The sequence below is a fragment of the Salinisphaera sp. T31B1 genome, from assembly GCF_040361275.1.
GTDB lineage: Bacteria > Pseudomonadota > Gammaproteobacteria > Nevskiales > Salinisphaeraceae > Salinisphaera.
The window spans coordinates 210,397-231,563 of record NZ_APNH01000003.1; the positions used below are offsets into that span (position 1 = coordinate 210,397).

Sequence of the window (21,167 nt, forward strand, 5' to 3'; positions counted from 1 at the left end):
CCGATAGAGGCGCCACGATGGCCAGCCGCAGTTCGACGATTACGCTGTATTCGCGTGAGGCCTGTGCTCATAGCCATCGTGTGCGTCTGGTCATGGCCGAAAAGGGTGTGGCCAGCTATGACGTGGTCGAGTTGCGGGAGGACCAGGAGAGTGAGGATCTGCTCGAGCTCAACCCGTACAACACGGTGCCCACACTGGTTGATCGGGAGCTGGTCGTATACGACCCGCGCATCATCCTCGAATATATCGACGAGCGTTATCCGCATCCGCCGCTAATGCCGGTGGATCCGGTTCTGCGTGCCCAGTACCGTCTGGCGATCTTCCGCATGGAGTCCGATCTGTACACGCTGTGCGACGATCTGGAGTCCACGCCCGCCGTGGCACGCAAGGCCCGTGAGCGCATGACCGAGTTGCTGGCCACGCTCGCCGCGGACTTCTCCTCCCGGCCCTATATCGGCGAGGAGTTCTCGCTCGTCGACTGCACACTCGCGCCCATCCTGTGGCGTCTGCGACACTACGGCGTAGAGTTGCCGGAGCGTCGCGGCAAACAATTGAAGAAATACGCACGCCGGCTGTTCGAGCGTCCCGCGTTCGCACAGAGCCTGTCGGCCTTCGAGGCCGATATGGAGCAGCCGGACGTCGGCTAGAGCGGGCCCGTTCGGGTCTGCCCAACGGAGTACCCCATGGCCGAATTGTCTTCGCGCCGTCCCTATCTGATCCGTGCCCTGTACGACTGGGTACTGGACAACGATCTGACCCCGCATCTGCTCGTGGCGGCCGACGCTGACGGCGTCGATGTGCCGCGCCAATTCGTGACTGAAGACGGTAAGATCACCGTCAACATCAGCCCCGGCGCGGTCCGCGGCTTGAGCCTGGACAACGCCCTGATCAGCTTCTCGGCGCGGTTTTCGGGGCAGAACTACAACGTCAGTCTGCCGCCGGGGGCGGTACTGGCGCTGTATGCGCGGGAAAACGGCGAGGGTATGCTTTTCGGCGAAGTCGAAGCGCCTCCCACGGCCGAGCCCGAAGACGACTCGAACGGCGATGGCGATGGTCCGGATGGCGGCCCGTCCAAAAAGCGGGCGCATCTGAAGGTCGTCAAGTAGCTCGACCTCGCAACATGCCCGCGGCGGCGGGACCTGCTCAGTCCGCCGTGCCGAGTAGATCGTCCTCGATCAGCCGGCACAGACAGTGGATCAACAGCAGGTGCATCTCCTGGATACGCGCGGTGCTGTCGGCGGCGGCTCGCAACTCGATATCGGTCGATGCCAATTGGCCGCCGATGACGCCGCCATCGCGTCCGGTGAGAGCGATCACGCGCATGTCCAGACGATGGGCTGTTTCAACCGCGGCCGCGACGTTGGCTGAGTTTCCACTCGTGCTGATCGCCAACAGCACATCGCCGGTCCGTCCCAGCGCTTCGACCTGGCGTGAGAACAGCCGATCGTAGTCGTAATCGTTGGCGATCGCGGTGAGCGTGGAGCTTTCGGTGGTCAGCGCGACTGCGGCCAGCGCACGGCGTTCGCGTTCGAACCGGTTGATCAGCTCCGATGAGAAGTGTTGGGCATCGCCGGCCGAGCCGCCATTGCCGCAGGACAGAATCTTGCCGCCGTCGGCGAGGCAGGCGAGCATCAGGTCTGCGGCGGCTACGGTCTTGGCGTCGAGCGCCTTGCGTGTTCGTCGATTGGCCTGTCGGCTGTCGTCGAACAGCCGGCCAATCAGGGCAATGCGGGCATCGCTGCCGGAATCATTCGGCATAGAAGGCGTTCTCTATCCAGTCCAGTTCATCGGAGTCATCGACGCCGACGACATCGAAACGTATCGGCCGGCGTGCATGGCCGGGATTGTCGGCCAGGAAATGTCGTGTCGCGTGGATGATACGACGCTGCTTGGTCGTGGTGACACTGGCGGCTGCGCCGCCGTAGTCGCTGCGCGCACGGTAACGCACCTCCACGATAATCAGCAGTTCATCGGCCCGGTAGACCAGATCGAGCTCGCCGCCACGCACATTGTAGTTGCGGGCGACACGCCGCCAGCCGCGGCGGCGCGCCGCGCGATCGACCCGGGCCTCGGCGGCGCGTCCGGTCTCTAGCGTCGTGCCCACGGCGCGGAGTCGGCGCGGTCGGTCTGGGCGTCGCTGCGGCTGGGCATCTCCACGAGCTGCGGGGCCCCGCCACGGAACACGCCCCAGGCGAGGTAGCGTTGTACGCTGCCGTCCGGCTGCATCGCGAGCACGCCGGTCATTCCCTCGAATACGTCGCCGGGCGACAAGCCGGTGTCGACGACCTGCTCGGCCAGCGTCCAGGCGTCCATGCCCATGGCGAACAGCCGCGAGTAGCGCGTGGCGACATCGCCGTAGCGCTGGGCGGCTTCGCTGCGACGCGAATCGAGGAAATTTCCCGATCCGATCACCCACGGCATGTCGGCAAAGCCCACCCCGTTGAGATCGATATCGTTATCGGTGTCGACCGTGCCGGTATAGATATGGGATGTGGACAGCATCGGCAGATCGGAGGCGCGATAGAAGCGCAGCTGGCTGCGAATCAGGCGTGCCTGGGTCGGCTGGGCGGCCACGAAGATGAAATCGGCGCCCTGGCGGCTGGACAGTACCGATTGGATGGGTCCGCGATGATCGTGCTGATCCGGAGAATAGGTGGCGTAGTTGACGACCTGGCCGCCGCGTTCGTTGAAGGTATTGCGGAAGGCATCGAAGACCCGGTTGCCCCAGTCGCCCTTGGGCACCAGTGCCAGGGCGCTCGAGTAGCCTTGCTCGCTTGCATGCCGTGCCACCGCGCTCGCCTCGTCTTCCGGGGCGAGGGCGAACTGATAGAAGCCCGGGCGCGTGTTGGGATTGTCGGTGTAGTTCAGCGCGACCTCGAGCACATCGCTGTTCAGGCGCGCGATCTCGGTGACCTTCTCTTTGTCGAGCGGTCCCACCAGAACGCCGACGTTATCGCTGCGTGCCCGATCGAGCAGCTGGCTGGCCCCCATGGTCTCGGTATCGTAGACCAGCGGCTGGGGCAGGCTCGCGCCGGCGTGGCTGTAGGCGAACATGAAACCGTCGTGAATGGCCTGGGCGGCATTGGCGAACTTGCCGGACATGGGTAGCGCCAGGGCCACGGTATCGCTGGTCGGTCGCGGGGCAGCGCCCATCGACGGCGCGCCAGGCTCGCGCGACACCGGCGTGGTGGACGGCGAGTAGTTGAAGCGATCGGCCAGCAGCGTGCGGGTTGCCGGATGGCCGGCGTACTGTTGTTCCCACTGCGCGAGTGCCTGATCGCGGGCGTCCCGACTGGCCCACTGACGCTGACCGATATCGGCCAGGGCGAGCCAGCCGCGGGTGGTGTCGTCGGCGTCGCGAGCCGCCATGCTCTGCGGGCCCTGACCGAAGGCGATGGCGTCGAGTGCGCGGTCGTAGATGCGCTCATCGTTAGCGCGCAGCATCGTGTCGTCGACCAACCAGACGCCGCGCTGCACCAGATCGCCGATACCGGCGATCAGATCGTTCTGGGCGAAATGCAGCTGCGCGCGCTTTTCCCAGACGCGCTCGGCTATCACGCCGGGCACGCCACTGGTCGGCGGCGGCAGTTTGGCCAGTGCCTGATCGGGACGAAGGTCGGCGACTTCGACCTCGCGCTGGGCGAGGCTGTAACGACGCCGGTCGAGTTCGCTGAGGGTCGAGGGCTCGATGCTGGCCAGAATCTGGCGCGCCATCGAGACGTTGCCGGCCTGTGCCGCAGCCAGGCCGGCCTCCAGGCGCAGTGCGCGTGCACGATCCGGGTCGGACGTACGGGTGGATGCCTGCATGTAGAGCGTGGCGGCACGCTCGTAGTCGCCCTGGGCTTCGGCCTGGCGTGGGTCATTGGTGGCCGTTGGTTGCGAGGTATCGGACGGGCGCTGCATCTGGCCGGCGCAACCGGCCAGAACGAAGGCGACGAGCAGCAGGCTCAGCGCGCGGAAAGCGGGCGAAATCGAAGACGTCATCGGCAAGGGCTCCCAATATGAGCGCGCCAGTTCCCCCGGGCGCGCCAAGCTTGTACTGCATATTAGCAGCGCAGCGCCGACAGGGCGTTGTCGAAGACGCATCTCGATCGTCGCCCGGCGTCGATCGGGCTCGGCTACACTGGGCGGCCGTCTGTCAGCGACCGTTTATCTGTGAGTGTTTTCACCGCCGCCCGCCCGAGCGCCACGCTCTGGATTGTGGCCACGCCGATCGGCAATCTCGAAGATATCGCGCCCCGAGCGGTGCGTGTGCTCCGGCAGGCGGCCGTCATCGCGGCCGAGGACACTCGCCACAGCGCACGCCTGACTCGCCCTCTGGGTATCGACACGCCGATGCTGTCCCTGCACGAACACAATGAACAGGCGCGCACCGAGCAGCTGCTTGCGCGCCTGGCCGACGGGGACGACGTCGCGCTGATCAGCGATGCAGGCACACCGCTGATCAGCGACCCGGGCTTCGTGTTGGTGCGCGCGGTGCGTCGTGCGGGTTTTCCCATTCAGAGCGTGCCCGGGCCCTGTGCGGCCATCGCTGCGCTATCGATCGCCGGGTTGCCCAGCGACCGGTTTGTGTTCGAGGGTTTTCTGCCGGCCAAGGCAACACCGCGGGCGGCCCGTCTGGCGGAGCTGGCTGCGGAGACGCGCACGTTGGTGTTCTACGAGTCCAGCCATCGTATCGGCAAGTGTGTGGCGGATATGGCGCGCGTATTCGGTGCCGAGCGACAGATCACGCTATGCCGGGAGCTCACCAAGCTGCATGAACAGAGCGTGAGTCTCAGCGCCGAGGCGATTGGCGAGTGGCTGCTCGCCGACGATAACCATCGCCGTGGCGAGTTCGTTTTGGTCGTGGCCGGCGCGCCGGTACGTCAGGAGACGACGCCGAGCCTGGATGTCGACGCGCTGCTGGCCGAACTGCTGGCGATCACCGGTACGCGGCCGGCGGCCAAGATCGTCGCCCGCCTCACCGGCATGCCACGCAACGAAGCTTATGCGCGCGCGCTCGAAATGGCATCGCATTAGGCCGGCGGCCACCGGTCGCGAGTGGTAGACTCCCGCGCTCGGAGTCGGCCACGCAGCCGCGGCGCCCGCTTGCGGGCGCGGAGGAAAGTCCGGGCTCCACAGGGCAGGATGCCAGGTAACCCCTGGGAGGCGTGAGCCTACGGAAAGTGCAACAGAGAGTAGACCGCCTACGGCCTGTTCGCAGGCCCGGCAAGGGTGAAACGGTGCGGTAAGAGCGCACCGCGCGACCGGCAACGGTTCGCGGCACGGTAAACCCCATCCGGAGCAAGACCAAATAGGAGGACGACGTGCGGCCCGCACAGTCCTCGGGTAGGTCGCATGAGGCACGCGGCGACGCGTGTCCCAGATGAATGGCTGCGCACGACAGAACCCGGCTTATCGGCCGACTCCGAATCTTCTACGGGCCCGCCGCCATGCTCCCATGGGCGGGCGCCCCACCGGCGCGATATGCGCGCCACTTTGCCCCACCGATTTGCTTCAGCCTGCCGTGGCGCTTTGCCGCGCAAGGCCTGGACGCGGCTCGGTCGCTCAGAATCTCGTCGAGCTGCGGCGGTTAAAACACTGGAATACAAAACAAAAGTCCAGACCCTCAAACCAGTCCGGAACGCTTCTAAAACACGCCAGAAATCACTGTTTCGCTGGCGTTTTTTGTATCGGCTCTCGTGCTTGACACCCCGAAGGCGGGCTGCCTATAGTGGCGCCACGGGGAAAGAAGTGGGGCAAAGTGGTTTAACAGCGACGAGAGGCCGCTGCGTTGTTCAAGGGGTCACATCCGGTCACCATCGATGCCAAGGGTCGTATCGCGATCCCGGCGTCGTATCGTCAGTCGTTGATCGACGACTGTGCGGGCCGGCTCGTCATTACACGGCACTGGGACGGCTGTCTGTTGATCTATCCCGCTACCGAATTTCAGAGCTTCGAGTCCCAGCTGCTGGCCAAGGGCAGTCTCAACCCCAAGGTGCGTGATATTCAGCGCTTTTTCATCGGCAACGCGCGCGATGTCGATATGGATCGACAGGGCCGCATGCTGCTGCCGTCGAATCTGCGGGCAGCCGCCCACCTCGAATCCAAGGCCGTGCTGTCCGGCATCGGCAACCTCTTCGAACTCTGGGATGAAAGCCAGTTCAACGATCGGGCCGCCGATACCGCCGCCGCGCTCGCAGACGATGCGGCCAACGGCGACCTGCCCGACGTGCTCATGGACATCAGTCTGTGATGCCCGCTTCGACCGCCGTTCGCCTATAACGCCATGAGGGAAGCCGTTCACATGCCGCAGGCCGAACATCAACCGGTACTGCTCGACGCCGCGTTGGCCGCGCTTGCGCCCCGCCCGGATGGTCTGTACGTGGACGCCACGTTCGGACGCGGGGGGCATACGCGGGCGTTGCTCGGGGCGGTGGGGGCCCGGGCCCGCGTGATTGCCTTCGATCAGGATCCGGACGCCGCGGCGCATGGCGAGGCGCTGGCCGCCGCCGATTCACGGTTCACCTTCGTGCGCGCTTCGTTCGCCGAGCTCGGCGAACGTCTCGGGGCGCTGGGCCTGGCCGGTCATGTTGACGGTCTGCTGTTCGACCTGGGCGTGTCCTCGCCGCAGTTCGACGTGGCCGGCCGCGGCTTTTCTTTCCGGCATGCCGGTCCGCTGGACATGCGCATGAATCCCGATGCCGGCGAGCCGCTCGCGAACTGGCTAAACCGGGCCAGCCACGGCGAGATCGCCTCGGTGATTAAGCGCTACGGCGAGGAGCCGTTTGCCGGGCGTATCGCCGGGGCGATCGTGGATGCGCGCGACACCGCGCCGATCACCGATACCGTGACCCTCGCCGAACTGGTTCGTGGCGCGATTCCGGCCCGGGTGGCTGCCGGCAAACGGGTACATCCGGCCACGCGCACCTTCCAGGCGCTGCGTATGCATATCAATGACGAGCTGGGCGCGCTTGACGCGGCGCTCGAGGCCAGCCTGGACGCACTTGCGCCGGGCGGCCGGCTGGCGGTGATCAGCTTTCACTCGCTCGAGGATCGACGCGTCAAGCGGTTCATGCGTCATCAGGCGCGGCCGCCGGCGCCGCCGGTACCCATGGCCGCCGCGCCCGCGCCAGCGTTGACGCTCGTCGGGCGGGCGCTGCGCGCCGACGCCGCCGAGACCCGGACCAATCCGCGTGCGCGTAGTGCGATCATGCGCGTGGCCGAACGTACATCCGCCGAGCGGGTGGGCTCGTGACCCGTCAGGTCGTCGTCATGCTGGGGCTGCTCATGGCGATCCTGGTGAGCGCCGTGGCGGTGGTGCAGGCCAAGCACAAGACGCGTGAACTTGCACATCAGCTGCAGGTCGAGCGCGTAGAGCGCGACAAGCTGGCCACCGAATGGGCCCAGCTTCAGCTCGAAGAAAGCGCGTGGGCCAACCCCGATCGGGTCGCGCAGGTCGCACGCCGCAAGTACGACATGATCCAGCCCAAGAGCTACGTGGTGCTGGAATCCGACAGCGCGGAGCCTGCCCGATGAGCCGGCGCGAGACCAAGCCACGTATCGCCCCGCCGGCGCGCTGGCGCGGGCATGCCGTACTGCTGGTATTCGCGGTGTTCGCCGTCGTGCTGGCCGGTCGTGCCTTCGATCTCCAGGTGCTCGATCAGGCGTTTCTGACGCATGAGGGCGACAAACGCCATCTGCGTACGGTTTCGGTGCCCGCCGGCCGCGGCGCGATCAAGGATCGTAACGGCGAGCCGCTGGCGCTTTCGGCTCCCACCGAATCGGTCTGGGCCGTGCCCGGGGCGGTACTGGAAGCGCCGGGCAAGCTCGCGCCGCTGGCCGCGTCTCTGAACATGTCGACGGCAGACCTGCGCGCACGTCTGCAGGAATACAAGAGCCGCCAGTTCCTGTACCTGCGTCGCCAGCTGTCGCCGGCCGACGCCCGGCGGGTGACGGCGGTGGATGCGCCCGGCATTTTCCTGCAGCGGGAATACAAGCGCTATTACCCGGCCGGGGAGGCTGCCGCTCAGATCGTCGGTCTGACCAATATCGACGGGCGCGGCCAGGAAGGGCTCGAGCTGGACCGCGACGCCTATCTGCACGGCGAGCCGGGCAGCCGCCGGGTGGTCAAGGATCGTGTCGGGCGCGTGGTCGAGGATCTGGCGGAATTCACGCCGCCGCAGGCCGGGCACGACCTCAAGCTGACCATCGACTCGCGTATGCAGTACCTGGCCTACCGGCATATCAAGTCGGCGGTCATCAAGAACGACGCCAAAGGCGGTCTGGTGGTCATGCTCGACCCCAAGACCGGCGAACTAAGGGCGGTTGCCTCCTACCCGAGCTTCAACCCCAACGATCGCGATTCGATCGATCCGGCGGGTGTGCGCGCCCGGGCGGCCACCGATGTCATGGAGCCGGGCTCCACGGTCAAGCCGATCCTGCTCTCGCAGGCCCTAGACAGCGGTCTGTACAACACCCACGACGTGATTCATACCAAGGGCTGGTTCATGGTCGGGCGCCTGACCGTGCGCGATTTCCGCAACTACGGCGACGTAGACTTTGCCAAGATCCTGCAGAAGTCAAGCAACGTGGGTGCCGCGCACGTGGGTCTGAAAATGGGCGCACAGGGCGTCTGGTCGACCTATAACAAGTTCGGCTTCGGCGAGACCAGCGGCACCGGTTTTCCCGGTGAGCGCTACGGCGTGCTCAAGGATTTCTACCAGTGGAATGACGTGGAGACGGCTACCGCCTCCTACGGCTATGGCCTGGCGGTGACCGCCTTTCAGCTGATCCGCGCGTATGGCGCGATTGCCGACGACGGCGTCTTGCGCAGCCTGCGCTTGATCGAAGGCGAAGGCGCGAGCATGCATACGCCGCCCCAGCAGGTCATCAAGCCCGAGACAGCCCGTACCATGCGGCATCTGCTCGAGGGCGTGGTCACCCCGGCCGGAACGGCCACGCGCGCGGCGATTCCGGGCTATCGCGTCGCCGGCAAGACCGGTACCGCTCGCAAGGCTGGCGGTGGCGGCTACAAGAACGATCGCCACCAGGCGCTGTTCGTCGGCATGGCGCCCGCCGAGGACCCGGCCCTGGTCACGCTGGTCATGCTCGACGAGCCCAAGAAAGACGCCTATTACGGCGGGGCCGTCGCAGCCCCCGTATTCGCTGCGGTCATGCGCGATGCGCTGCGCTTGTTGCGCGTGCCGCCGGACAACCCGGCGGTACTGGCGGCAGCCGCCAACGCCTCGGACAGCGGCACATGAGCGCGCGCGAAATGACGTCACTGCTGCACGGGCTGAGCGCCGACGATATCCCGGCGCTGGATGTCACGGGCCTGGCCATGGATAGCCGTCGGGTTGTGCCCGGTGATCTTTTTCTTGCCTGTCAGGGCACGCGTGTGCACGGGCTGAATTTCGTCGATCAGGCGGTGGCCGCCGGTGCCCGGGCGATTGCCTGGGACGGGCCTGCTGCGCCGTGCGTCGATGTGCCGTGTATACATGTGCCGGATCTGGCCATCCTTGTCAGCACGATCGCCGGCCGTTTTTTCGAACAGCCTTCGGTCGGCTTGTTCGTTGCCGGCATTACCGGCACGGACGGCAAGACGTCGTGCGCGTGGCTGCTGGCCCGCGCGCTCGAGGGCTTGGGTTGTCGCTGCGGCTATATCGGTACCCTCGGGGTGGGAGCGCTCGACGCACTGACCGACGCCGGCCATACCACGCCGGACCCGATCAGCGTTCAGCGGTCACTGGCAAATTTCCGCGCCGATGGCTGCGAGGCGGTCGCGTTCGAGGTGTCGTCGCACGCGCTTGACCAGCACCGTGTTGACGGCGTCGTTTTCGATGCGGCCGTGCTGACGCAAGTCGGGCGGGATCATCTGGACTATCACGCCAGCGTCGAGGCCTATGCTCAGGCCAAGCGACGCCTGTTCTGCCTGCCGGAGCTGGCCTGTGCCGTGCTCAACGTCGACGACGAGCACGGGCGCCGCTGGTTGGCCGAATTGGACACATCGGTGGAGCCCGTCGTCTATGGACACGGCGATCTGGCCGCCATGGCCGATCGTTACGTGCGCCTGGTCGCCGTCGAGCCGCGCGCCGATGGCTTGCGAGTGGAGGTGGACACCCACGTGGGGGCCGCCCGGATCGACAGCACGCTGATCGGCGCCTTCAACGCCCACAATCTGGCCGCCGTGCTGGCGGTGCTGCTATCCCGCGGCGAGTCGCTCGCGCGCTGTGCGACGGTGCTGGCCGGTCTCGAGACCGTGCCCGGACGGATGCAGCGTATTCCCGCGCGCGAGGATCAGCCGCTGGTCGTGGTCGACTATGCCCATACGCCCGGCGCACTGGCACAGGCACTGTCCGCGGTGCGGGCACATGCCGCGGAACGCGTGCTGTGCGTGTTCGGCTGCGGTGGCGATCGCGACCGCGGCAAGCGTGCGCTCATGGGCGAAGCGGCCGTGGCCGGTGCCGAACAGGTGTGGCTGACCGACGACAACCCGCGCAGCGAATCCCCGCAGGCGATCGTGGCCGATATTCTCGCCGGTATCGAAGACCGCACCCACGTTTGTGTGAAACACGACCGGCGTGCGGCCATTCGTCAGGCGATCGACGCCGGCCGCGTCGGCGACGTGGTCCTGATTGCCGGCAAAGGTCATGAAACGACTCAGCAGATCGGCGATCGCCGGCTGCCGTTCGACGACCGTGTCGTCGCCCGCCAGGCGCTGGAGGCGGCATGAACGGTCGTCTGAGCGAACTCGCCCACCTGATCGATGCCGAACTGCACGGCCGTGACGGCGATTTTGCCGGCGCGAGTATCGATACGCGGCGGCTGCCGCGTGGTGCGTTGTTCTTTGCCCTGGCCGGAGAGCACGTCGACGGTCATGATTTCGTGGCTCGTGCTGCGAGCCTTGGGGCGGCTGCCGCGGTGGTCGATCGCCAGGTCGACTCGCCGCTGCCACAGCTGCAGGTCGTCGACGTACAGGCGGCCCTGCAGCAGGCCGGGGCAGCGGCGCGCCGTGCCTTCGCCGGCCCGGTAGTGGCCGTGACCGGTTCCAACGGCAAGACTACGGTCAAGCAGATGCTGGCCGCGATCCTCGCCGAAGCGGGGCCAGTGCTGGCCACCGAAGGCAATCTCAACAATCACCTGGGCGTGCCATTGACGTTGCTGCGCCTGAACGCGGGTGTGGCCCGCGCGGTCGTCGAAATGGGCGCATCCCATGCCGGCGAAATCGCCATGTTGTGCGAACTGGCCCAGCCGGACGTCGCGGTCGTTACCAATGCCGGATCGGCTCATCTGGAAGGCTTCGGCAGTTACGAAGGCGTGGCCCGCGCCAAGGGCGAGATCTTCGCCGGGCTGAGCGCCGAGGGCACCGCGGTGATCAACGCCGACGATGACTATGCCGGGCTGTGGCACGAACTGGCTGGCCATCGGTCGCAGCTATGTTTTTCGCGCAGTGGCGGCGCCGGCGTCGATGTCTACGCCAGCCACGAATCGCTGACCGGCCAGGGCAGCCGCTTTACTCTGCATACGCCCACCGGCGCGGCCGATGTCGATCTGGCGCTGGCCGGTGCGCATAACATCAACAACGCACTCGCGGCCGCGGCGGCGGCGAGCGCGCTCAATCTGGACGCCGATCTGATCGCGCGCGGGCTGGCCGGGATGCAGGCCGTGGGCGGCCGTCTGGCGATCACTGCGGCGTGCCACGGCGCACGGCTGGTCGATGACAGCTACAACGCCAACCCGGGTTCTCTAAAAGCTGCCTTCGAGTGGTTGTCGTACCAGCCGGCGCCGCGCTGGGCGGTGTTGGGCGATATGGGTGAGCTGGGCGACTACGCCGAGTCGGCCCATGACCAGGCCGGTCGCGCCGCGCGTGCCGCGGGCGTCGAGCGGCTGTGGGCTGTCGGCCCAATGAGTCAGCGTACGGTCGAAGCGTTCGGCAACGGCGCCCAGTGGTTCGCCGATCATGCCTCGCTGATCGATGCGTTACTCGAGGCTCTGGCGGCGGCCGATCGGGCGGTGACAGTGCTTGTGAAAGGCTCGCGCTCGGCACGCATGGATCGCGTGGCCGACGCACTGCGCGTGGTCGACAGCGCGAAGGCGGGTGTGTCGTGCTGATGTATCTGGCGGACTGGCTCGAACCGCTGCACAGCGGTTTTCGCGTGTTTCAGTTCATCACGCTGCGCGCCATTCTGGGCGTGCTGACGGCGATGATCTTCTCGTTCGTGTTCGGTCCGTGGATGATTCGCAAACTGACGTTCCATCAGATCGGCCAGCACGTTCGCGACGATGGTCCGCAGAGTCATTTGGTCAAGGCCGGCACGCCGACCATGGGCGGCGCGCTCATTCTGGCTTCGGTGATCGTGTCGACGCTGCTGTGGGCGGACATCGCCAATCGCTGGGTATGGCTGGCCGTGCTGGTGACCGCGGCGTTCGGCACGATCGGTTTCATCGACGATTACCGAAAGCTCAAGTTCGGCAACAGCAAGGGGCTGTCGGCCCGGGCCAAATACAGCGCCCAGACGTTCGTCGGCCTGGCTGCGGGGCTGTGGCTATACCTGGGCGCACACAGCGCGGCCGAAACCAGCGTGCTCATTCCCATGCTCAAGGATGTCGCGGTGCCGCTGGGCGCGGGCTACATGGTCTGGAGCTATCTGGTGATCGTGGGCACCAGCAATGCGGTCAATCTGACCGACGGGCTGGACGGACTGGCGATCATGCCTTGCGTGCTCGTGGCCTCGGCGCTGGCGATATTCGCCTACGTGACCGGTAACGTCGAGTTCGCCGATTACCTGGGCTTTTCGTATATCAAGGGGGTCGGTGAGCTGTCGATCTTCTGTACCGCGATCGGCGGGGCGGGGCTGGGTTTTCTCTGGTTCAACGCCTACCCGGCCCAGGTCTTCATGGGCGATGTTGGCGCGTTGGCACTGGGTGCCGCACTTGGCGTCGTGGCCGTGGCCGTGCGACAGGAGCTGGTGCTGGTGGTCATGGGCGGGATATTCGTGGCCGAGACGGTATCGGTGATCCTGCAGGTGGCCACTTTCAAGATGACCGGCAAGCGGATGTTCCGCATGGCCCCGCTGCATCATCATTTCGAACTCAAAGGCTGGGCCGAACCGAAGATCATCGTGCGATTCTGGATCGTCACGCTGGTGCTGGTGCTCATTGGCCTGTCGACGTTGAAGATCCGATGAGCGCGGCCAAACCCACATTCCGCGAACAGCTGGCCGGCGCCAGTGTGCTGGTGGTCGGTTGCGGCGTATCCGGCGTTTCGGCGGCGCGTTTTGCCTGCGAGTGCGGCGCCCGTGTCCGCGTGATCGATACCCGGGACGAGCCGCCCGGCGCGGCCGCCCTCACTGCCGTGTGTCCCCAGGCCAGTCTGATCGTGGGCGAGTTCCAGGCTGCGGTGCTCGACGGCATCGACCACATCGTGGTGTCGCCCGGCGTGGATCTGCGCGAGCCGTTGATCGCCGACGCGCGAGGCCGCGGGCTGTCGATCGTGGGCGATGTGGAATGGTTTGCCCGCGTGGTGGATGCACCGGTCATCGCGATCACCGGGTCCAACGGCAAGTCCACGGTGACGGCTTGGGTGGGCGAGCTGCTCGGCGCGGCCGGACTCAATACCGCCGTCGGCGGCAATTTCGGCACACCCGCGCTGGATCTGCTGGCCGAGGGCATCGATTGCTATGTTCTGGAACTGTCGAGTTTCCAGTTGGAACTCGTCGAGCGACTGGATCTGCAGGCGGCCGTTGTGCTGAACCTGAGCCCGGATCATATCGATCGGCACGGTGATATGGACCGCTATGCCAAGCTCAAGGCGCGTATCTACGCTCACGCCCGAATCGCGCTGGTCAACGCCGACGACGCCCGGGTCGTCGCGATGCCCACACATGACGCCGAGGTGCGCCGTTTCGGCACCGCGGCCGATGTGGACTACCGTCTGCTCGACAGCGCGCGCGGGACCGCACTGGCCCGCGGCGAACAGCCATGGCTGAGCTGTGATGCGTTGCGCCTGGCCGGCCGTCACAACTATTTCAATGCGCTGGCGGTCTGGGGTCTGGCCGATGCGCTGGGCGTGGACGAGGCGGCCATAGGTCACGGCCTGCGGGCCTTCGGCGGCCTGCCGCATCGCTGCCAGACCGTGGCCGACTGGCATGGGGTACGCTGGATCAACGACTCCAAGGGCACCAATCTCGGCGCGTTGCTGGCCTCTCTGGCGGGCATGACTGCGCCGGTGATTCTGCTCGCAGGCGGTCAGGCCAAGGGCGCGGACTTCACACCGCTCGGCCCGGTCGCCGCCGACAAGGCGCGCGCGGTGATCGTGTTCGGCGTTGATGCCGAGCTGATCGCGAGTGCCGTGGCCGATCATGTCGAGGTACATCGCGTGACCACGCTGCGCGAGGCCGTGGCCGCGGCTGCGGCCATGGCCCAGCCCGGCGATACGGTGCTGCTGTCTCCCGGCTGCGCCAGCCTGGATCAATTCGACAACTATGCCGCGCGTGGCGATGCCTTCGTCGCCGCGGTACAGGAGCTGGCCGCATGAGCCGCGTCACGGACATGCTCGCACTGCCTCGGGTGCGGCCCGACGTGGCCCTGCTGGGTGCGCTGGTCGTGATCACCTGTATCGGGCTGGTCATGGTGGGTTCGGCCTCGGTGGCCGTAGCCGACCGGCTGACCGGCGAACCGATGTATTTCTTCTATCGGCAGGCGATCTATGCGCTGATCGGGCTGGTCACCGCGTTCGTGGTTCTGCATGTGCCGCTGCGGTTCTGGCAGGCGAACACGTTCACGTTGTTGGGCGGCGGACTGATTCTGCTCGTGGTGGTGCTGATTCCTGGCATCGGCAGCGCGGTCAACGGCGCCCAGCGCTGGATCGATTTCGGTCCGGTGTCCATGCAGGTTTCCGAGCCCGCGCGGCTGTGCCTGATCCTTTATGTGGCCGGCTATGCATCGCGTCGGCAGGTCGAGCTGGCCACGTCCTGGGGCGGTCTGTTCCGGCCCATGTTCTTCATGGTGCTGGCCAGTTTCCTGTTGCTGCTCGAACCGGATTTCGGCGCCGCCGCGATTCTGGTCACCGTGGCCGGCATGATCCTGTTTCTGGCCGGCGCACGGCTGTCCTACCTGCTGGTACTCGGCGCGGCCGCCGGCGGCGCGGTGGTGCTGCTGGTGCTGTCCTCGCCTTATCGCTTGGCGCGGCTGGTGAGTTTTGCCGATCCATGGGCCCATCCCTATGCCAGCGGTTTTCAGCTCACGCAGTCGCTGATCGCCATCGGACGCGGCCAGATCGGCGGGGTGGGACTGGGCAATTCGGTCCAGAAGCTGCTCTATCTGCCGGAAACCCATACCGATTTCCTGTTCGCGATCTATGCCGAAGAGTTCGGTCTGATCGGATCATTGCTACTGATCGTCCTGTTCTCGATCGTCGTGTGGCGTGGTTTTGTGATCGGTCGGCGCGCGATCGAGGCCGAACAGCTGTTCGCCGGCTTCGTGGCCTACGGCATGTCGGCCTGGTTGGCGCTGCAGGCGTTCGTGAATATCGCGGTCAACATGGGCATGTTGCCCACCAAGGGTCTGACCTTGCCGCTGATGAGCTACGGCGGCTCATCGCTGGTGATCATGTGCCTGCTGTGCGCGCTTTTGCTGCGGGTGGATCTCGAGACCCGCGAGCCGATCCGGAGGCAGCCGTCATGAGTGCGCCCCATGTGTTGATCATGGCTGGAGGCACGGGTGGCCACGTGTTTCCGGCGCTGGCCGTGGCCGAGGCACTGATCGAGCGCGGCGTGCGGGTGTCGTGGCTGGGCACGGCACATGGCATCGAGGCGAGGCTCGTCCCTGCCCGCGCGCTGGAACTGCATACCATCGACGTCGCCGGGCTGCGCGGCATGGGCGCGCGGGCATGGCTCGCGGCGCCGCTCAAGCTGTTTCGTGCCTGTCTACAGGCACTCGGCGTGGTGCGTCGTGTCGCGCCGCAGCTGGTGATCGGCATGGGTGGCTTCGCCGCAGGCCCGGGCGGTCTGGCGGCCCGCTTGACCGGGCGGCCGCTGCTGATTCACGAACAGAACGCCTCGGCCGGCCTGACCAACCGAGTGCTCGCACGCCTGGCCAATCGTCTGTTGCAGGCGTTTCCGCATACCTTTGTCAACGACCATGCGCGCACGGTCGGCAACCCGGTACGTCGCGAGATCCTGGCGCTCGCGCCGCCGGCCGAGCGCTGGCGCGAGCGCCACGATGCAATACGTCTGCTCGTGCTCGGCGGCAGCGGCGGTGCATTGGCGATCAACGAAACGGTGCCGGCCGCGCTGGCACGGATCGACCCGGCGATGCGTCCACAGGTGCGTCATCAGGCCGGTCGTACGCTGGCCCAGGCTGAAGCGGCCTACCGCCAGCATGCCGTGAACGCAGACGTGCATGAATTCATCGACGACATGGCCGAGGCCTATGGCTGGGCCGATCTGGTCGTATGCCGCAGCGGCGCACTGACCGTGGCAGAGCTGGCCGCGGCCGGCGTGGGCGCGGTGCTCGTACCGTATCCGTTTGCCGCCGACGACCATCAGCGGGCCAACGGCCAGTATCTGGTCGATGCGGGTGCCGCCGAGCTGATCGACCAGTCCGAGTTGAGCGCCGATCGGCTGGCCACGGAAATCGGCGCGCTGTGTGCCGACCGCGCGGGTCTGCTGGTGCGTGCCGAGGCAGCCCGCAGCGTCGCCTGGCCGAATGCGACCGACGATATCGTCGACGCCTGTTTCGAATTGTTGGAGGCCGCATGATGGACCCCCAGTCCAACGCGTCCGCCAACGGCCATCATCAGCCGTTGACCCACCGGCCGATGCGTCGTGTCAACGTCGTTCACATGGTGGGGATCGGCGGCGTCGGCATGGCCGGCATCGCACGCGTATTGCTCAACCTGGGCTATACGGTGACCGGCAGTGACATCAAGGACGGCGTGGCCACCCAGGCACTGGCCGCCCAGGGTGCGCAGATATTCGTCGGCCACGCCGCCGAAAATATCGAAAACGCCGACGTGGTAGTGGTGTCGACCGCTGTTTCCGGCGACAACCCGGAAGTAATCGCTGCCCACGAACGTCTGGTGCCCGTGGTTCGGCGCGCCGAAATGCTCGCCGAGCTGATGCGTTTCCGCTACGGCATTGCGGTGGCCGGTACCCATGGCAAGACCACCACGACCAGCCTCGTGGCCTCGCTGCTGGCCGATGGCGGCTTGGACCCGACCTTCATCGTCGGCGGCAAGGTCCTGGGCGCCGGCTCGAACGCCCGCCTGGGCGAAGGCCCGTACCTGGTCGCCGAAGCCGATGAATCCGATGCGTCCTTTTTGTTCCTGACGCCGATGATGGCGATCGTCACGAATATCGATGCCGATCATCTGGAAACCTATGGCGGCGAATTCTCGAAGCTCACCGAGACCTTCGTGGAATTCCTCCATCATCTGCCGTTCTATGGCCTGGCGGTGCTGTGCGTGGACGACCCGGTGGTGCGTTCGATCCTGGCCGACGTGGGCCGGCCGATCGTGACCTACGGCATCGAACACGACGCCGACTTCATGGCCGAGAACCTGTCGTTCGATGGCACCGGCACACGGTTCACCCTGCGTCGGGCCGGACACGACGGTTTCGATGTACACCTGAATCTGCCGGGTCGTCATAACGTGCTCAACGCGCTGGCCGCTGCGGCGGTGGCCCATGAGCTGGGCGTGGACATGCCGGCGATCGGACGCGGGCTGTCGCAGTTCGCCGGCATCGGCCGACGCTGTGAAGTGCATGGCGAGATCGCACTTGGTGACCGGCGGGTTTTGCTGGTCGACGATTACGGCCACCACCCACGCGAGTTGAGCAGCATCATCGATGCCGCCCGCGGCGCCTGGCCGGATCGCCGCCTGGTCGTGGTGTTCCAGCCGCATCGGTTCACGCGCACACGCGACCTGTTCGACGACTTCTGCAAGGTGCTGGCCAATCTGGACGTGCTCGTGCTTTGTGAAGTCTATGGCGCCGGTGAAGCGCCGATCGCGGGGGCCGATGGCCGAGCGCTGGCTCGCGGCGTACGCGCCCGAGGCCGTGTCGACCCGGTGTTCGTCGACGATGTGCACGCGCTGGCCGATGTGCTGCCTGGCGTGGTCAGCGACGGCGACGTGCTGTTGACGCTGGGCGCCGGCGATATTGGCGCCGTGGCTGGCCAGCTGGCCGTCGGAGGTCGCTCATGAGCGATACGCGCATCACCGATCCCGGCGTGTTCGGCAAGGTCGCCGTACTGATGGGCGGCTGGTCGGCCGAACGCGCGGTGTCGCTGGATTCCGGTGCCGCCGTGGCCGCGGGCCTGGCACGTCGCGGCGTCGATGTCACGGCCATCGACGTCGACCGGGCGCGCGTGCTGAACCTGGCGGCTGAAGGTTTCGATCGTGTCTGGCTTGCCCTGCACGGGCGCGGCGGCGAGGACGGCGTGGTGCAGGGGGCGCTCGAGCTCCAGGGATTGCCTTATACCGGCAGCGGCGTGCTGGCATGTGCGCTGTCGATGGACAAGGTCCGTACGAAGGCGATCTGGGCCGCCCAGGGTATTCCCACGCCGGCCCATCGGGTACTCGGCGAACGGACCGATCTGGACGAAGTGGTCGAGGCGCTCGGCATGCCGTTGATCGTCAAGCCGGTGCACGAAGGCTCGACCATCGGTATCAGCCGGGTCGATCGCATTTCGCAACTCGAACAGGCACGCCGCGAAGCGGCCCGGTTCGATCGCGACGTGATGGCCGAGCAGCTGATCGCCGGGCCGGAATACACCGCCGGCATCGTCGACGATCAGGCCTTGCCGCTGATTCATATCGAACCGTCCAGCGGCTTCTACGATTACCAGGCCAAGTATGTGGCCAACGACACGCGCTACCACTGCCCCTGCGATCTGCCGCCCGAACGCGAGGCCGAGTTGCGGCGTCTGGCGTTGCGTGCGTTCGAGATCACCGGCGCGCACAGCTGGGGGCGAGTGGATCTCATGCTCGATGCAGCCGGCCAGCCGTGGTTTCTGGAGCTCAACGCCGCGCCCGGCATGACCTCGCACTCGCTGGTGCCGATGGCCGCCCGGGCGGCCGGCATGGATTTCGACGAACTGGTGTGGCGCATTCTCGCTGCCACCGTTACCGACGAGGGGGACGCGTCATGAACGCGATCAGGCGCATCCGGGCCAACAAGCGCTGGCGCGACGGCCTGCTAGGCGCGCTGCTGCTGTTCGGCGTGGCGGCCTGTACCTGGCAGGGCATCAAGCCCGACGACCAGCGTACCGGCCATCTGTATATCAGCGGTACATCCAGCCATGTGAGTGACGAACAGATCGCGCATGTGGCCGCGCCCTACATGAACTCGCCGTTCTTCGACGTCGATCTCAAGGGCCTGCAGGCCGAGCTGGCCCGTCAGCCGTGGTTGGCGGAGGTCGAGGTCTCGCGTCACTGGCCCGACGGTGTGGCGGTTCATATCACTGAGCAGCGGCCGGTCGCCCTGTGGGGCGACGAGGCCGTACTGGGTGCCAACGGCCGGGTTTTCGTGCCCGATGCGGCCAGCCGGCCGACTGGGCTGGTCGCGCTCGATGGTCCGCCCACGGCCGGACTGAAGGTTTATGAGCAATATCGGCATCTGTCGGAGCTGCTGGCCGGCCATGACACACGTATCGCACGACTGACGCTCGATGCGCGCGGTTCGTGGACAGCCACGCTGGACGACGGCCTGCAGCTGCGGCTCGGGCGCGACGATCTGGATGAGCGTATGCACCGGTTCGTCGACTATGCGCTGGCACGCACCCAGGCGCGCGACGCGCTGGCCGGCGCCGGCTATGTGGATTTGCGTTACAGCGACGGTTTCGCGGTCGGCGGCACGCGCGCCGCCACCCCCAAGGATCAGGAGAAGGTCAATGAGCAAGCGGCCTGAGAAGAATCTCGTCGTCGGTCTGGATATCGGCACCTCGAAGGTCGCGTGCATCGTGGCCGAGGTACACAACGGTGAGCTCGAGATCATAGGCCTCGGCAGTGCGCCCTCCCGTGGAATGAAGAAAGGCATGGTGGTCAATATCGAGTCGACCACCGATTCCATCCGCCGTGCGGTCGAAGAGGCCGAGCTGATGGCCGGCTGCCGGATCCAGTCGGTGCACTGCGGGATCTCGGGGGCGCATGTGCGGTCACTGAATTCGCACGGCATCGTCGCGGTCCGCAACAAGGAAGTCACCGAATCCGATATCGAGCGGGTGATCGACGCCGCCTGTGCGGTGGCCATCCCGGCCGATCAGAAAATCCTCCACGTGCTGCCGCAGGAATTCGCGGTCGACGACAACGAGGGCATTCAGGAGCCGGTCGGCATGTCCGGCGTGCGCCTGGAAGCCAAGGTGCATATCGTCACCGGGGCCGTGACCTCGGCGCAGAATATCCAGAAGTGTGTGGCCCGCTGCGGTCTGGAAGTCTCCAAGCTGTCTCTCGAACAGCTGGCCTCCAGTTATGCGGTGCTCACCGAGGACGAAAAAGACCTTGGTGTAGCACTCGTGGATATCGGCGGCGGCACGTCGGACATCGCGGTGTTCATCAATGGTTCGATCCGGCATACAGCGGTCATTCCGATCGCCGGCGACCAGGTCACCAACGATATCGCCGTAGCGTTGCGTACGCCGACCCAGCATGCCGAAGGCATCAAGATTCGCTACGGCTGTGCCTTGCCGGAGCTGATCGAGGACGACGACGCCATCGAGGTGCCGAGCGTGGGCGAGCGCCCGCCGCGGCGGCTGTCGCGCTACACCCTCGCCGAGGTGATCAAGCCCCGCTACGAGGAGCTGTTCATGCTCATCCATAAAGAGCTGGTGCGTTCCGGCTTCGAGGATCTGCTGGCCGGTGGCGTGGTGATCACCGGTGGATCTTCCAAGATGGAAGGGCTGACCGATCTCGCCGAAGAAGTCTTCCACATGTCCGTTCGTCTGGGCGTGCCCCAGCGGGTGCACGGGCTGTCGGACGTGGTCAAGAACCCGATCCACGCCACCGGCGTGGGCTTGCTGGAGTTCGGCAACCGCTCCATGCCCAAGCCGGGCATGGACCTGTCTCACAACGACAACAGCTTTACCCAGGTCTGGGAACGGATGAAGGCCTGGTTCCAGGGCAATTTCTAGAACAACAAGCGATCAGGGGAACGGCCGGCGGCGACCGGTCAACGTCTCAACACAGT

Annotated in this window: 20 protein-coding genes and 1 other RNA gene; 18 read left to right on the forward strand and 3 right to left on the reverse strand. The window is 66.2% G+C overall.

Features of this window, described 5'->3' with window-relative positions:
- The first annotated feature begins 17 nt into the window (after positions 1-17).
- The gene (locus T31B1_RS12445; protein WP_353249832.1) at positions 18-647 is read left to right on the forward strand and encodes a glutathione S-transferase N-terminal domain-containing protein; all 630 of its coding nucleotides are present in this window, start codon (positions 18-20) and stop codon (positions 645-647) included.
- 36 nt (positions 648-683) lie between these two features.
- Complete coding sequence (locus T31B1_RS12450; RefSeq protein ID WP_502950972.1) at positions 684-1,106, forward strand: ClpXP protease specificity-enhancing factor; 423 nt, start codon at positions 684-686, stop codon at positions 1,104-1,106.
- 37 nt (positions 1,107-1,143) lie between these two features.
- Here T31B1_RS12450 and T31B1_RS12455 read toward each other — a convergent pair whose 3' ends face one another.
- Genes T31B1_RS12455 through T31B1_RS12465 form a run of 3 tightly spaced genes read right to left on the reverse strand, consistent with a single transcriptional unit; the run spans position 1,144 to position 3,984 of the window.
- On the reverse strand, positions 1,144-1,758 hold the full coding sequence (locus T31B1_RS12455) for a phosphoheptose isomerase (RefSeq protein WP_353249833.1): 615 nt from the start codon (positions 1,756-1,758) through the stop codon (positions 1,144-1,146).
- Complete coding sequence (locus tag T31B1_RS12460; protein ID WP_353249834.1) at positions 1,748-2,104, reverse strand: YraN family protein; 357 nt, start codon at positions 2,102-2,104, stop codon at positions 1,748-1,750. The genes T31B1_RS12455 and T31B1_RS12460 overlap by 11 nt, the downstream gene beginning before the upstream one ends.
- The gene (locus T31B1_RS12465; protein ID WP_353249835.1) at positions 2,089-3,984 is read right to left on the reverse strand and encodes a penicillin-binding protein activator; all 1,896 of its coding nucleotides are present in this window, start codon (positions 3,982-3,984) and stop codon (positions 2,089-2,091) included. The genes T31B1_RS12460 and T31B1_RS12465 overlap by 16 nt, the downstream gene beginning before the upstream one ends.
- Positions 3,985-4,155: 171 nt before the next feature.
- Here T31B1_RS12465 and rsmI point away from each other — a divergent pair, with 171 nt between their 5' ends.
- The 16 genes from rsmI to ftsA all read left to right on the forward strand — a co-directional run bounded on the left by rsmI (position 4,156) and on the right by ftsA (position 21,111).
- On the forward strand, positions 4,156-5,019 hold the full coding sequence (rsmI, locus tag T31B1_RS12470; protein WP_353249836.1) for a 16S rRNA (cytidine(1402)-2'-O)-methyltransferase: 864 nt from the start codon (positions 4,156-4,158) through the stop codon (positions 5,017-5,019).
- A 40-nt stretch (positions 5,020-5,059) separates the two neighbouring features.
- Positions 5,060-5,413, forward strand: an RNA gene (gene rnpB, locus T31B1_RS12475) — RNase P RNA component class A.
- A gap of 360 nt (positions 5,414-5,773) precedes the next feature.
- Positions 5,774-6,235 carry a division/cell wall cluster transcriptional repressor MraZ gene (gene mraZ, locus T31B1_RS12480; protein ID WP_353249837.1) on the forward strand — a complete coding sequence of 154 codons (462 nt, stop codon included), beginning with the start codon at positions 5,774-5,776 and terminating at the stop codon, positions 6,233-6,235.
- Between the two features lie 51 nt (positions 6,236-6,286).
- Entirely contained in the window at positions 6,287-7,237 is a 951-nt protein-coding gene (rsmH, locus tag T31B1_RS12485; protein WP_353249838.1) for a 16S rRNA (cytosine(1402)-N(4))-methyltransferase RsmH, read from the forward strand.
- The gene (gene ftsL / locus T31B1_RS12490; RefSeq protein ID WP_353249839.1) at positions 7,234-7,518 is read left to right on the forward strand and encodes a cell division protein FtsL; all 285 of its coding nucleotides are present in this window, start codon (positions 7,234-7,236) and stop codon (positions 7,516-7,518) included. Before rsmH ends, ftsL begins: the two co-directional genes overlap by 4 nt.
- The gene (locus tag T31B1_RS12495; RefSeq protein ID WP_353249840.1) at positions 7,515-9,245 is read left to right on the forward strand and encodes a peptidoglycan D,D-transpeptidase FtsI family protein; all 1,731 of its coding nucleotides are present in this window, start codon (positions 7,515-7,517) and stop codon (positions 9,243-9,245) included. Before ftsL ends, T31B1_RS12495 begins: the two co-directional genes overlap by 4 nt.
- Positions 9,242-10,714 carry a UDP-N-acetylmuramoyl-L-alanyl-D-glutamate--2,6-diaminopimelate ligase gene (locus T31B1_RS12500; RefSeq protein ID WP_353249841.1) on the forward strand — a complete coding sequence of 491 codons (1,473 nt, stop codon included), beginning with the start codon at positions 9,242-9,244 and terminating at the stop codon, positions 10,712-10,714. Before T31B1_RS12495 ends, T31B1_RS12500 begins: the two co-directional genes overlap by 4 nt.
- A complete protein-coding gene (locus T31B1_RS12505; RefSeq protein WP_353249842.1) occupies positions 10,711-12,093 on the forward strand; it encodes a UDP-N-acetylmuramoyl-tripeptide--D-alanyl-D-alanine ligase in 1,383 nt (460 codons plus the stop codon). Before T31B1_RS12500 ends, T31B1_RS12505 begins: the two co-directional genes overlap by 4 nt.
- A complete protein-coding gene (gene mraY, locus T31B1_RS12510; RefSeq protein ID WP_353249843.1) occupies positions 12,087-13,169 on the forward strand; it encodes a phospho-N-acetylmuramoyl-pentapeptide-transferase in 1,083 nt (360 codons plus the stop codon). Before T31B1_RS12505 ends, mraY begins: the two co-directional genes overlap by 7 nt.
- On the forward strand, positions 13,166-14,518 hold the full coding sequence (gene murD, locus T31B1_RS12515) for a UDP-N-acetylmuramoyl-L-alanine--D-glutamate ligase (RefSeq protein ID WP_353249844.1): 1,353 nt from the start codon (positions 13,166-13,168) through the stop codon (positions 14,516-14,518). The genes mraY and murD overlap by 4 nt, the downstream gene beginning before the upstream one ends.
- On the forward strand, positions 14,515-15,666 hold the full coding sequence (gene ftsW, locus T31B1_RS12520) for a putative lipid II flippase FtsW (protein WP_353249845.1): 1,152 nt from the start codon (positions 14,515-14,517) through the stop codon (positions 15,664-15,666). The genes murD and ftsW overlap by 4 nt, the downstream gene beginning before the upstream one ends.
- Complete coding sequence (murG, locus tag T31B1_RS12525) at positions 15,663-16,742, forward strand: undecaprenyldiphospho-muramoylpentapeptide beta-N-acetylglucosaminyltransferase (protein ID WP_353249846.1); 1,080 nt, start codon at positions 15,663-15,665, stop codon at positions 16,740-16,742. The genes ftsW and murG overlap by 4 nt, the downstream gene beginning before the upstream one ends.
- Entirely contained in the window at positions 16,742-18,187 is a 1,446-nt protein-coding gene (murC, locus tag T31B1_RS12530) for a UDP-N-acetylmuramate--L-alanine ligase (RefSeq protein ID WP_353250278.1), read from the forward strand. Before murG ends, murC begins: the two co-directional genes overlap by 1 nt.
- Positions 18,184-19,134: a D-alanine--D-alanine ligase gene (locus T31B1_RS12535; RefSeq protein WP_353249847.1), complete on the forward strand. Its 951-nt coding sequence runs from the start codon at positions 18,184-18,186 to the stop codon at positions 19,132-19,134. The genes murC and T31B1_RS12535 overlap by 4 nt, the downstream gene beginning before the upstream one ends.
- Complete coding sequence (locus tag T31B1_RS12540) at positions 19,131-19,892, forward strand: cell division protein FtsQ/DivIB (RefSeq protein ID WP_353249848.1); 762 nt, start codon at positions 19,131-19,133, stop codon at positions 19,890-19,892. The genes T31B1_RS12535 and T31B1_RS12540 overlap by 4 nt, the downstream gene beginning before the upstream one ends.
- Positions 19,876-21,111 carry a cell division protein FtsA gene (gene ftsA, locus T31B1_RS12545; RefSeq protein WP_353249849.1) on the forward strand — a complete coding sequence of 412 codons (1,236 nt, stop codon included), beginning with the start codon at positions 19,876-19,878 and terminating at the stop codon, positions 21,109-21,111. The genes T31B1_RS12540 and ftsA overlap by 17 nt, the downstream gene beginning before the upstream one ends.
- Positions 21,112-21,167 lie beyond the last annotated feature (56 nt).